General features: G+C 64.7%; 17 protein-coding genes. All 17 read left to right on the top strand.

The window, feature by feature from the left end; all coding sequences use genetic code 11:
- The first annotated feature begins 5 nt into the window (after positions 1-5).
- The 17 genes from D2V17_RS14255 (at position 6) to D2V17_RS14180 (ending at position 12081) form a co-directional block, all read left to right on the top strand.
- Positions 6-671, top strand: a complete 666-nt coding sequence (locus tag D2V17_RS14255; RefSeq protein ID WP_119593476.1) for a DUF7168 domain-containing protein — start codon at positions 6-8, stop codon at positions 669-671.
- The gene (locus D2V17_RS14250) at positions 668-934 is read left to right on the top strand and encodes a hypothetical protein (RefSeq protein ID WP_119593475.1); all 267 of its coding nucleotides are present in this window, start codon (positions 668-670) and stop codon (positions 932-934) included. Before D2V17_RS14255 ends, D2V17_RS14250 begins: the two co-directional genes overlap by 4 nt.
- Entirely contained in the window at positions 931-1269 is a 339-nt protein-coding gene (locus D2V17_RS14245) for a hypothetical protein (RefSeq protein WP_119593474.1), read from the top strand. The genes D2V17_RS14250 and D2V17_RS14245 overlap by 4 nt, the downstream gene beginning before the upstream one ends.
- Complete coding sequence (locus D2V17_RS14240) at positions 1266-2978, top strand: hypothetical protein (RefSeq protein ID WP_119593473.1); 1713 nt, start codon at positions 1266-1268, stop codon at positions 2976-2978. The genes D2V17_RS14245 and D2V17_RS14240 overlap by 4 nt, the downstream gene beginning before the upstream one ends.
- Positions 2979-3075: 97 nt before the next feature.
- A complete protein-coding gene (locus tag D2V17_RS14235) occupies positions 3076-4635 on the top strand; it encodes a DUF935 domain-containing protein (protein ID WP_119593472.1) in 1560 nt (519 codons plus the stop codon).
- Positions 4632-5900 (top strand): phage minor head protein, encoded by a 1269-nt coding sequence (locus D2V17_RS14230; RefSeq protein ID WP_119593471.1) that lies wholly within the window; start codon positions 4632-4634, stop codon positions 5898-5900. The genes D2V17_RS14235 and D2V17_RS14230 overlap by 4 nt, the downstream gene beginning before the upstream one ends.
- Before the next feature lie 91 nt (positions 5901-5991).
- The gene (locus tag D2V17_RS14225; protein ID WP_119593470.1) at positions 5992-6483 is read left to right on the top strand and encodes a phage virion morphogenesis protein; all 492 of its coding nucleotides are present in this window, start codon (positions 5992-5994) and stop codon (positions 6481-6483) included.
- Positions 6484-6640: 157 nt separating this feature from the next.
- A complete protein-coding gene (locus D2V17_RS14220; RefSeq protein WP_119593469.1) occupies positions 6641-7705 on the top strand; it encodes a phage protease in 1065 nt (354 codons plus the stop codon).
- Positions 7705-8109, top strand: a complete 405-nt coding sequence (locus tag D2V17_RS14215; RefSeq protein WP_119593468.1) for a hypothetical protein — start codon at positions 7705-7707, stop codon at positions 8107-8109. Before D2V17_RS14220 ends, D2V17_RS14215 begins: the two co-directional genes overlap by 1 nt.
- Positions 8110-8123: 14 nt before the next feature.
- The gene (locus D2V17_RS14210) at positions 8124-9023 is read left to right on the top strand and encodes a Mu-like prophage major head subunit gpT family protein (RefSeq protein ID WP_119593467.1); all 900 of its coding nucleotides are present in this window, start codon (positions 8124-8126) and stop codon (positions 9021-9023) included.
- Positions 9011-9508 (top strand): helix-hairpin-helix domain-containing protein, encoded by a 498-nt coding sequence (locus tag D2V17_RS14205; protein ID WP_220474124.1) that lies wholly within the window; start codon positions 9011-9013, stop codon positions 9506-9508. Before D2V17_RS14210 ends, D2V17_RS14205 begins: the two co-directional genes overlap by 13 nt.
- The gene (locus tag D2V17_RS14200) at positions 9501-9767 is read left to right on the top strand and encodes an Acb2/Tad1 domain-containing protein (RefSeq protein WP_119593465.1); all 267 of its coding nucleotides are present in this window, start codon (positions 9501-9503) and stop codon (positions 9765-9767) included. Before D2V17_RS14205 ends, D2V17_RS14200 begins: the two co-directional genes overlap by 8 nt.
- A 6-nt stretch (positions 9768-9773) precedes the next feature.
- Positions 9774-10202, top strand: coding sequence for a gp436 family protein (locus tag D2V17_RS14195; protein ID WP_119593464.1), 429 nt, complete (start codon positions 9774-9776; stop codon positions 10200-10202).
- A complete protein-coding gene (locus tag D2V17_RS14190; RefSeq protein ID WP_119593463.1) occupies positions 10199-10639 on the top strand; it encodes a phage tail terminator protein in 441 nt (146 codons plus the stop codon). The genes D2V17_RS14195 and D2V17_RS14190 overlap by 4 nt, the downstream gene beginning before the upstream one ends.
- Positions 10636-10803 carry a hypothetical protein gene (locus tag D2V17_RS21390; RefSeq protein WP_191229197.1) on the top strand — a complete coding sequence of 56 codons (168 nt, stop codon included), beginning with the start codon at positions 10636-10638 and terminating at the stop codon, positions 10801-10803. The genes D2V17_RS14190 and D2V17_RS21390 overlap by 4 nt, the downstream gene beginning before the upstream one ends.
- Entirely contained in the window at positions 10804-11733 is a 930-nt protein-coding gene (locus D2V17_RS14185; RefSeq protein WP_119593462.1) for a phage tail tube protein, read from the top strand.
- A 15-nt stretch (positions 11734-11748) separates the two neighbouring features.
- Positions 11749-12081 carry a hypothetical protein gene (locus D2V17_RS14180; protein ID WP_119593461.1) on the top strand — a complete coding sequence of 111 codons (333 nt, stop codon included), beginning with the start codon at positions 11749-11751 and terminating at the stop codon, positions 12079-12081.
- Positions 12082-12114 lie beyond the last annotated feature (33 nt).

Genomic DNA, 12114 nt, shown 5'->3' with positions numbered 1-12114 from the left:
GCGGCATGGATAAGCAGCTCCTCGCCAAAATTCAGAAGTGCTTTGCACTCGCCGGCTCATCCAACGAGTACGAGGCAGCCGCTGCCTTGGCCAAGGCCAAAGCCCTGATGGACGAGAACGGCATCAGCTTCGAAATGCTGCAAATGGCCGACATCGAGGAGGCCACATCGCGAGCAAGCAGAACGCAACGGCCGCCTGTATGGGAAACCTACCTGTGCGCCGCTGTACAACGAGCGTTCGGCGTCGTGTCGTTTATCAATGAGGGCGGCGACCGCACGTTCGTCGGGCGCGGCGTTTCAGCAGAGATTGCCTCCTACGCCTTCGCAGTGCTTTTCCGGCAGCTGAAGCGCGCACGCCGAGACTATATCGCAGCCAAATTGAGCCGCTGCAAAACCGCGAACAAGCGGCGGCGAGCCGACGTTTACTGCGAGGCATGGACCCTCGCTGTTTACAGCAAGATCGCCCGTTTGGCCCCGCAGCTGCCCCAAGACGCCGTGATCGACCAATATCTCGCCGAGCGCCACCCTCAGCTTGTCGGTGTCGATTCCCGCTCTGCTGCGAAGACCGGGCGGGCTGCTGAGAACGACTACTGGAACGGTTTGGCGAGCGGCTCGCAGGTGGAGTTGCACCGAGGAGTGGACGCTGAAATGCCTCCTCTGGCGATTGCATGAGCGGCCGTGATTGGCCCGCAGGCGTGCCGCGTGAGTGGCGTCGCGATGAACCCGAGCTCGCAGGCCTCGGCGCACGGCTGCGGCGCGAGTGCCAGGAGGTGCTCCCGGCGTGGGGCGATCCTCTGCAAGCGTCGGTTTACTACGACCAGCAGGACGCGCGGCGCTACCTGACGGCCGAATTCGCCAACGGCATGCGGCTCTCGATTTGCTACCGGTTCGACGGCTGGCAGGTTGAGAGCTTTGACGTGGTGGGGCCGCTATGAGCCGTTTCGCCGCCATCGACCTTGCCTGCAACGATCCCGACAACGGGCTGTTCGCCGGAAGGGTAGCCGCAGCGTGCTGCGGCGGAATGACGATCGAACCGCCCTGGGGCAAGCCGGTCAAATTCACCGTGCTCACGGGTCGAAAAATTCGTCTGCACCGGAAAGTCTTCAAGCTTGCCAGCCCAACCACTGAGTGGGTCGGGAACTGGTGTTGGAACCGGTACAGGTTCACCGATGGCGAGGCACAGCGACTGCTACGCACACTGAAATCACATGGCTGGATCGCGACCGATGGCCCGGTCTCGCTCTGTGATTGGTGGGATGAGCTGGCATGAACCAGACCGACACCGACTTCCTCCCCACCGCCGACCAAGCACCACCGCGTTCGCCGATCGATGATCTTATGCCGGGCCAGCTGCCGCCCGAGGGCATGGACCCGCTGGCCGAAGGCATCCTGATGGCGCACCAGCGTGAATGGGTGGCCGATCATTCGCCGCTGAAGCTGGCCGAGAAAGGCCGCCGCACCGGCTTTACCTTTGCCGAGGCGCTCGATTCCACGCTGATCGCGGCCGCCTCGCGCAGCGCCGGTGGCGACAACACGTTCTACATCGGCGACACGAAGGACAAGGGCCTGGAGTTCGTCGCCACCTGCGCGCGGTTCGCCACCAGTGTGGCCAAGGAACTGGTCTCGGTGCACGAGTTCCTGTTCGAGGACCGGCAGCCCGACGGCGAGAGCAAGTACATCAACGCCTATCGCATCCGCTTCGCCAGCGAGTTTCAGATCGTCGGCCTTTCATCCAGCCCGGCGAACATTCGCGGCCTGCAGGGGCGCGTGGTGATCGATGAAGCGGCCTTCCACCGCGACGTGGCGGCCGTGATCGATGCTTGTAACGCGATGCTGATCTGGGGCGGCACGATCCGCATTATCAGCACGCATAACGGCAATTTGAATGCCTTTAACGAGCTGGTTAAGGAGAGCCGCGAGGGCAAGTACGAGTACTCGATCCACCGCGCGACCTTCGACGATGCCGTGGCGAATGGCCTCTATGAGCGGGTCTGCCTGATCCGGGGCTGGACACCGACGGCGGAAGGCAAGGCCGAATGGTATCGCCGCATTCGCAAGAGCTATGGCAGCCGCGTGGAAGCGATGCGCGAGGAGCTCGATGCGATCCCGCGCGAAGGCGAAGGCACGCTGCTGCCGCTCGCCTGGATCGAGGCCTGCACCGATCAAAGCTACAAGGTGGCGCGATGGGCTCCGCCGATCGCCACTGCTGGCAAGCCGGACTTCGTGCACTGGCCGGAAGCCCAGCGCCGCGCGGACATGCTCGCCTGGCTTGAGCGCGAGGTGGCCCCGGCGCTCGATCGTTATCGCGGCCAAAGCCTCACATGGTTCCTCGGCGGCGACTTCGCCATGCGGCAGGATCGCAGCTCCTACCCGATTGGCTTTGTCGATGAGCAGCTGAAGCGGCACGTGCCGATGATCCTCGAACTGGATCGATGCCCTTACGACCAGCAGAAGCAGGCGCTGTTCTGGCTGGTCGAGCAGATTGGTCACTATGGCCGCTTCGGCGGCGGCGTGCTCGATGCCAACGGCAACGGCATGGCGCTGGCGCAGGAGGCGGCGCAGAAGCTAGGCCCGGAGCGGATCGTCGAGCTGATGCCGAGCCTTGTATGGAGCCGCCAGTACGGACCGCTCTTCCGCGCGGCATTCGAGGACGGCACGATCCTGATCCCTGCCGATAAGGACACCCGCGACGATCTGCGCCAGCTGAAAATGATCGGGGGCGTGGCCCGAATGCCGAAGTCGGTGCGCGAGGAAGGCACCGACGGCGGCAAGCGCCATGGCGATAACGCGGTGGCGCTCTGGAACTTCCATGCGGCCACGATGAACCCCAACGAGACTGCCTACGACTATCGCGCCGTGGGACGGTCAACCGGCGACCCGTTCGGCGACCCTGACAGCGATTTCGACAGCCGAGAAAGCGGTCGCGAATGGTGGCGCAGGCCGCTCGGCTCCATATTCGGCGCAGGAGGGGCTTTCTGATGGCTTCGCGCCCCCTCACCGCCAAAATGCCCGCACCCGCCCTCTTAACCCGTCTTAAATCGGCTCTGGCGGCTATTCAGATGAAAGGAGTGGGCCAATGACCGGCCTGGTCGACCGGTGGGGCAACCCACTGAAGAAGCAATTGCTGCAGCGAGAGGTGTCGGGGCCGACCCTCGCGGGTGTTCGACAGCCAGTGACCGGCTACCCCGGCGACGGGCTTACGCCAGTGCGGCTCGCCCGCATTCTGCGCGAGGCCGATATGGGCGAGCCGCTCAGCTATTTCGAGCTCGCCGAGCAGATCGAGGAGCGTGATCTGCACTATGCTGGCGTGCTTGCCACACGCAAGCGCAGCGTCAGTCAGGTCGACATCACCGTGGAAGCGGCGAGCGACGGAGCCGAGGACGTGCGCCGTGCCGATCTGGTCCGCACCTGGCTCAAGCGGGATGAGCTGTCGGGCGAGCTGTTCGACATTCTCGATGCCGTCGGCAAAGGGCTGTCGTTTACCGAGATCGTCTGGGACTTCAGTGAGGGCCAATACCAGCCCTCCAGCCTCGAATGGCGCGATGCCCGCTGGTTCCGCCCAGACCGGGACGGCGTGACACCGCTGCTACGCGGCGGGATCGACGGCCACGGCCAGGACGAACCGCTGCCAGCGTTCAAGTTCATCCGACACGAGGTGAAGGCGAAGTCCGGGCTGCCTGTGCGATCAGGCATCGCCCGCCTCGCGACGTGGAACTGGATGTTCAAGGCCTACACCATGCGCGACTGGGCCGTGTTCACCCAGACCTATGGCCAGCCCCTCAGGCTCGGAAAGTTCGGACCCGGCGCGAGCAGCGAGGACAAGGATACGCTGTTCCGGGCGGTGGCGAACATTGCCGGGGACTGCGCGGCGATCATCCCCGAGGGCATGTCGATGGATTTCGTCGAGGCCAAGAATGTCGGCACGGGCAGCGATCTTTATGAGAAGCGCGCGGACTGGCTCGATCGGCAGATGTCGAAGGCGGTGCTGGGCCAGACCACCACCACCGACGCGGTGAGCGGCGGGCACGCGGTGAGCCAGGAGCACCGCGAGGTGCAGGAGGATATCGAGACCGCCGACTGCAAGGGGCTCTCGGGAACGCTCAACCGCGACCTGATCCGCCCATGGATGGATCTCGAATTCGGGCCTCCCACCGGCGATGTCGGCTATCCGCGCCTCGTGATCGCGCGGCCAAAGCAGGAAGACCTGCAGCTGCTCTCCAGCAGCCTTGCGCAACTGGTGCCGATGGGCCTGCGGGTGAAGCAGGCCGAAATCCGCGACAAGTTCGGGCTTGCCGATCCGGAAGATGACGACGAACTGCTCCGACCGGCCCAAACTCAGTCCGCCCCGGAAGCGCCAGCCATGACGGCTCTGCAAGCGCGTGATGATCGCCCCGCCAAACATCCGGCCCGGCAGGCCGCAGAGGCAGCGGCGGCCGGAGCTGAAGGCGCAGTCGCGGCTATGGTCGACACGATCGAAGCGATGATGAGCAAGGCTGCCGACCTCGGCGAGCTGCGCGAGATGCTCGCGTCCGGCTTTCCTGAAGTCTCGACCGAGCAGCTCGGTACCGCACTTGCTCAGGCCATGACTGTCTCGCATCTGGCCGGACGTTCGGACCTTCTGGACGAAAGCGCGTGAGCGATCATCCGAGCGCGGTCTCAGGAGCGTTTCAGCGCCCCTTTACCGAGCAGATCGCGTTCTTTCGCAGCAAGCTCGGCAATCAGGTGCCGACGCAGGCATGGGACGATCTGAAGCGCTCCGAACATGACAGTGCGTTCATGGTGGCAGGTGCGGCGAAGGCTGACCTGCTGAGCGATCTGGCAGCCGCCGTCGACAAGGCGATTTCAGAAGGGCGCGGGCTGGAAGAGTTCCGCGCCGACTTTCGCGATATCGTCCGCCGCAACGGGTGGACCGGCTGGACCGGTGAGGGCAGCGTGCGCGGCGAGGCGTGGCGTGTTCGTACGATCCTGACCACCAACGCCATGACCAGCTACGCGGCCGGGCGGCTGGCGCAGCTGAAGGCGGGCAACTTCCCGATCTGGGTCTATCGCCACGGCGGCAGCCAGGAGCCGCGACCGCAGCACCTCGACTGGGACGGGCTTATGCTTAACCCTGCTCACCTGTTCTGGCGCACGCACTATCCGCCGAGCGACTGGGGCTGCAGCTGCTACGTGCTCGGCGCAAGCTCGGAGCGCGCGGCGAAGCGCCTTGGTGGCAAGCCGGGCAAGACACTGCCGAAGGACTGGCAGGCCATCGATCCGAAGACCGGTGCCCCGGTGGGGATAGGCAAGAACTGGGATTACGCGCCCGGCGATAGTGTTTCGGAGAAGGTGCAGGCACTGGCCGCCAAGGTCGGCAGCTGGGACAATCGCATCGCCACGGCCTTCCTCGAAGAGCTGCCCGCTGAGACCTCAGACCAGCTCAGTCGGGCATACCGTGCCTTGCCGAGCACAAGGGACGATCTGCGGCGCTACGCGCAGCGTGTGTTTGATCGCACGGATGCGGGCACAGAGGACATGGCCCCCGTGCAGCCGACGCGGACGCTGGGCATGGCGCGCAGCGGCCACGTTGCGCAGATCAACGAGGCGCTGGGCACCGAAGCGATCAGAAAGACGGGCTTCGACTTCGCCATCGACCGGAATGGCACCCGCCACATTCGCAGCGAGCACGGGCCGTCGGGGAAAAGCGCGATCACGATCACACCAGTGGATTTTGCATTGCTGCCGGAGCTGGTCGAACAGCCTGATGCAATCCTATCGGGCGGAGATGAGCACAAGGGCCTGCCTCGCGCGCTGTTCCGGAAGACGATTGCCGGGAAGGTCTACGAAGCCGTGTTCGAGCTGCGCGGCGGGACGCGCACCTTGATGCTCAAGACGTTCTACGTGGTCAAATATGCGAGGTAAACTAGCCGATGGCCCTGTTCCCAAACGTCCGAAACGTCCCGGTAGCTCTAGACCCCGGTGGGCAATGCCATCGACCTGAGGGGAAATAGCGATGTTTGGCGTCCAGTTCAATGCAGGGGCCTCTCGCGAGGTGATCCGCCGCGCCGCCGCGCAGCTGGCGAACATGACGCCGGTCTACGAGGATATCCGCGAGTATCTGCTCGAACGGCACCGGCGGCGCTTCGTGGACGGCAAGACGCCTGATGGCGTTGTCTGGGCACCGAAGAGCCAAGCAACGCTCGCACGCTACAAGGCGCTCGGTTACGGATCGCTTAGAAAGCCGCTAATCGGCCCTTCGAAGCTGCTCTCGCGGACCATTGCCAGCTTTGCCAACCAGCATGGCGTGGTGATCGGTTCGAACCAGATCAATTCGCGGGTGATGGACCAGGGCGCGGCCAAGGGCGCGTTTGGCACCAACTCGCGCGGCCGCCCGATCCCGTGGGGGCGCATCCCTGCTCGCCAGTGGCTGGGAATGGGGCGCGAGGACAACGAGAACGTGATCGACATCGTCGAGGAATGGCTAGAGAAAGCGCTCGATCAGTGAGCGAAGGCGCGACGAACGATTGATCTCTACGCCCTGATCGTGGCACCAGTCGCATCGGGCCGATTCACACTTTCCGCCTGATTTCCCCCAGATTGCACCATGATGCCCGCCGTGGCGGGCATGGGATGCGCGCATCGCCTGCGCCATCACGCTCGGCATGGGAACGAGCAATCAGATCGCGCTGTGTTCGGCATTCGCCTTGGGCGAACCGAGCGACGAAACCGGCAAGGAGTGGGTCCACCTGCTTCCGGCCGGGGGCGTGGTCAACACTGCCGACCGTCGCGGACCTTATGTGGTGGAGGACTATCATGCGCTGATGTCGAAAAGCCTCGCGCCGGGCGGACGCCTGGTGCTGGATGAAAACCACTCCACTGATCTTGCCGCGCCCAAGGGGCTTCCCGCTCCGGCACGCGGCTGGATCGTGGCACTGCAGCTGCGCGAGGACGGTATCTGGGGCGAGGTCGAGTGGAACGACGCTGGCCGCCAGCTGCGCCGCGAAAAGGCATATTCCGGCATTTCACCGGTGATCGCGCACACCAAGGACAAGCGGATTGTCGCCATCCGGCGCGCCAGCCTCGTCAACCAACCCAATCTCGAAGGGCTCACCGCCCTTAACCAGGAGGAAACCAGCATGGACTGGAAGATGATGCTCATCGCCGCCCTCGGCCTCGATGAGAACGCCAGCGACGATGATGTCGCAGCGGCGATGAAAAAGGCGCTGAGCGCAACCACCGAAGAGGCGGTCCAGTCTGCACTCTTGCCGATCGGCAAGGCTCTGGGCCTCGCCGATGGGGCGAGCGCCGAAACGATCATTGCCGGGATCGGCAAGTTGTCGGCCGATGACGGCAACGACGGCACGATCACGGCGCTGCAGTCGCGGCTCGACGCCGCCCACACCAAGCTCGACGAAATGGAGGCCGCTCAGGCCCGCACCGCCGCAACGGCCTTTGTCGACAGTGCGATCGCCGAGGGACGCCCCGGCGTGAAGGCCATGCGTGACGACTACATCGCCATGCACATGGAAAACCCGGCGCGGACCGAGAAGCTGATCGGCGCCAAGCCCGCGCTTGGGGGCCGGATCAACCTTGGCGGCAGCAAGCCTGCCCGATCCGCCGAACTCGACGACGCCGACGCTCAGGCCATCGCGCTGATGGGCATCGATCCCGAAGGCTTCAAGAAAGCCCGTGCCGCTGAGCTGGGCGAGAACGAGGAGGCCCTCTGATGGCTCTTGCCGCTGACCGCAACACGCCCCGCAAGGAGGGCGATCTCCGCCAGTTCAACGTCGCCGCCGCGACGACGATCTATGCCGGTGCCCTGGTGTGCCTCAACGCCGCTGGCACCGCCGTGCCCGGTTCCACGGCAACCACGCTGACCGCCGTCGGCCGCGCCGAGGAGTACGTCGACAACAGCGCGGGCGCTGCTGGCGACAAGACCATTAACGTGCGCCGTGGCGTCTACCGCTTCGGCAACAGCGCGGCGGCGGACGAAATCGGCCCGGAGGACATCGGCAAGACGGCTTACGTCGTCGACGATGAAACCGTCGCGCTCACCAACGGCACGAACACGCGTTCGGCTGCCGGGAAGATCTACGATGTGGACGCCCAGGGCGTCTGGATCGAAATCTAAAGGGGTCCCAGGACATGAAGATCAACAGTGCCAATCTGGCAGCGCTCCGCACCGGCTATTCGGCCGCCATGCAGCGGGGCATCGATGGCGCACCTGCAGCCATGGCCAAGCGCATCGCTACCGTCGTGCGTGCAACGCAGAAGGAGCAGAAGTACGGCTGGCTGGGCAAGATGCCCAAGGTCCGCGAATGGATCGGCGATCGCGTCGTCCAGAACATCTCCGAGCATGACTATGCGATCAAGGAGAAGGCGTTCGAGCTGACCATCGGTGTCGACAAGGACGACATCGAGACCGACAATCTCGGCCACTATGCCACGCTGTTCGAAGGCATCGGCGAGGCCACCGTGCTCGATCCCGAGCAGATGGTGTGGGACCTGCTGAAGGCAGGCTTCACCACCGAATGCTACGACGGCCAGAATTTCTTCGACACCGATCACCCGGTGCTCGACGCGGCGGGTGAGCCGCAATCGGTCGCCAATACCGACGGCGGCTCTGGTACGCCATGGTTCCTGCTCGACACCTCGCGCTCGCTCAAGCCGCTGATCAAGCAGGTGCGGCGCGACTTCGGCTTGCTGGTGGCGAAGGACAAGGAGACGGACGACAACGTCTTCGATCGCAAGGAGTTCATCTACGGCGTCGATGCCCGGATGAACTTCGGCTTCGGCTTCTGGCAGATGGCCTGGGGCTCCAAACAGACGCTCAACGCCGCCAACTATGGCACGGCCCGCGCTGCCCTTTCGAGCATGAAGGGCGACTATGGCCGCCCGCTGGGCCTCAAGGGCAACCTTCTGGTGGTGCCGCCCTCGCTCGAAAGCGCTGGCCTCAAGCTGCTCAACAGCGAGAACGCCGCCGGTGGCGAAACCAACGAATGGAAGGGCACGGCCGAGCTGCTGGTCGTGCCGTGGCTGGCCTGATCATGGGCGAGCATAAGCTGACCGATATCGCCGGGATCGGCCCGGCGACGGAGAAGAAGCTGCAGGCGGCCGGGATCAATGGTGTCCCGGCGCTTGCCGCCGCCGATGCCAAGGAGCTGGCCAAGGTCGAGAGCCTGGCGAACTTCGCCGATGAGCTTGTCGCGTGGATCGATGCGGCCAAGGTGCTGACCTCGGCCACGCCAACATCGACACCCGCGTCGACTGTGGAGCCTCAGGCCGCTCCCACGCCTGCGCCGTCGCCAGCACCTCCTTCGCCACCGCCACCGCCACCGCCACCGTCAACTCAGGACGAAGCGAAGTCGATCGTGGTCACCGGTCCCAAGCGTGGTCGCCGCCGTGCTGGTCGCCTGTTCGGCGCGGAGCCGGTGCGCATCCCGCTCGATGAGCTTCATGAGGCGGAGTTCGACGCGATCTACACCGATCCGCGCCTGAGCGTCGTTATTGAGGGCGAAGACCATGGCTGATCGTGCTCCCCTCCCCGTCGCCGGTTACACGAACCAGAGCGCTGACCGGATCGAGCTGGTCAACCACTTCAAGGAAGTGGAAGAGCGGCTGCTGCGCGAGATCGACGTGATGTTCGATATCGGCATCACTGAAACGCGCTACGATAACCGCTGGCTGGCGATCGCGCGCAACCATCTAGAGCAGGGCTTCATGGCGCTCAATCGCAGCGTGTTCCGCCCCGAGCGGATCGCTCTGCCGAACGATGAGAACAAGGCCTAGCCTGACATGACCTACGCCACCCAAGCCATCCTTGCAGACCGGTTCGACACCCGCATGCTGATCGAGCTTACCGATCGCGGCGAGGTGCCGGCCGGTGCGATCGACGCCGAGGTGGTGACGCGTGCGCTGATCGATGCGGACGCGGTGATCGACGGCTATCTGGCGGGCAAGTATCGCCTGCCTCTGGCCGAGGTGCCGCCGATGCTGGTGGACCTCGCCAGCTCGATCGCGATCTACAAGCTGCACCGCTACGAGCCCGACGCCAAGATCGTGAAGGATTACGAGCAGGCGATGCGCACGCTGCGCGATATCGCCAGCGGCGCGGTGCGGCTGCCGCTCGAAGGCGTGGAACCTGCAGCACGGAACGACGGCGGCGTGAAGACCACCGATCGGGCGCGCCCCTTCAGCAACGAGAACCTGACGGGGTTTGTATGATCCTGCGCCTCGATGCCGTGCGCGAGCGACTGATTGCGCACATCCCCGTTTTGAGCCGGATCGGCAACGCGGCCGACTTTGCCGACCTGGTCGAGAAGGATCGCTTGCCGCAGGTGACGCCTGCCGCATTCGTGTCGTTTGGCGGGCTGATCGGCGGGCAGGCTGACGTCGCTGCGGGCATGTTTCGCCAGCATTACAGCGAGGGGGTGGCCGTGGTGCTGATGGACCGCTTCCAGAGCGATCCGCGCGGCGATCAGGCCTTGCGCGACATGAGCCCGATGGTGGGCGACGTGATCGATGCAGTGGCCGGATGGGGGCCGGATGACGCGGTCGGCGTGTTTCAGCTCGCTCAGGCCGATCTGGTCGGCGCGAAGAACGGCGTGCTCGTGTTCCAGATCGATTTCCAGCTCAACGACCAACTGAGGATCACACGATGACGAAGAGCAAGAAGCCCGTTCTGCCGCAGCGCGCCGGTAGCTTCGTGCGCCAGAAGAATGGCACGCTGAAGGACAACAGCCCGGCCGTGCTGGCCGACGCGGCAACGGCGAGCGAGGCCGCGAAACCGCAGACCGATACGCACAGCGAAGAGGAGGGCAAATAGATGCTGTTCTGGAAATCGAAGACGTTCCTGGCGAAGCTCGAAACATCCTACGGCGTCGATGCGGTGCCGACGGGCGCGGCCAACGCCATCCTCGCCAGCAACGTGACGCTGCGCCCGATGGAGGGCGAAGACGTCGAGCGGGCGAACGACAAGCCGAACTTCGGTGCCAATCCCACCATTCCGGTCGGTATCCATGCCGTTCTGACCTTTGACCTTGAACTGGTCGGCTCCGGCACGGCGGGCACGCCGCCCGCCTGGGGGCCGCTGCTGCGCGCGATGAACGTGGCCGAGACGATCGATCCCGGCAACAGCGTCACCTACAACCCGATCACCGGGATCGGCGAGAGCGCGTGCCTTTACTTCGCGATCGGCACCACCCGCCATGTCATCCTTGGTGCGCGCGGCACGGCCGAGCTGAAGGTCTCGGCACAGGGCATCCCGATGCTGAGCTGCACTATGACCGGCCTGTTCACGGTGCCGACGACCGCTGCGGCACCTGCTGTGGACTATTCCGCCTTCGCCGACCCGCAGGTGGCCACCAACGCCAACACGCCGACCTTCACGATCGGCGGCAGCGACTTTGTCCTGCGCGACCTGACGCTCAACCTCGGCAACGATGTGCAGCGCCGGTTCCTGATCGGCCAGGAGGCGATCCTGATCGTCGACAAGGCCGAGACCCTGCGCGCGCAGGTCGAGGCGGTTTCGCTCGACACTTACAACCCGTTCGCGATCGCCAATGCGGGCACGCGGCAGGAAATCAAGCTGGTGCACGGCACGGCTGCCGGGAAGATCGTCACGCTCGATGTGCCGGCAGCGCAGCAGAAGCGGCCGAGCGGATACGAGCAGCAGCAGGGCATCGTCGAATGGCCGCTCGATTTCACGCCGCTGCCCACGGTCGCCAACGACCAGTGGACGCTCACTCTCACCTAAGAGGCAATTCGGATCATGTTTGTAGTCACCAAAGGCAACCCCACTTTCTCGCACATCGTCCCCGTCATGGTGCCCGTCGACGGCGGGCACGATGAGCAGACCTTCACCGCCAGGTTCGAAGTGATCGACCACGAGGAACTGCAGGCGATCAACCGCGAGAAGGGCGAGCTCGGCATGGTCAAGGCCGTGTGGAAAGGCTGGGGCGATGATCTGGTGGGCGAGGATAAGAAGACGCCCGTGCCCTACTCGGACAACCTGCGCGACCAGCTGGCGGGCAAGTCCTACGTCAGCGCCGCCGTTCTGCAGACCTACCTGAAGGCGGTTTCCAAGACGCGCGTGGGAAACTGAGGGATGCCGCCCGCCACTGGGCGGGCGGCGGCA

Origin of the sequence: Aurantiacibacter xanthus (assembly GCF_003584015.1) — a bacterium.
In the GTDB taxonomy this organism is placed as follows: domain Bacteria; phylum Pseudomonadota; class Alphaproteobacteria; order Sphingomonadales; family Sphingomonadaceae; genus Alteraurantiacibacter; species Alteraurantiacibacter xanthus.
Note: the sequence above shows the minus strand (reverse complement) of the source record. Positions and strands in the feature narration are given on the sequence as shown.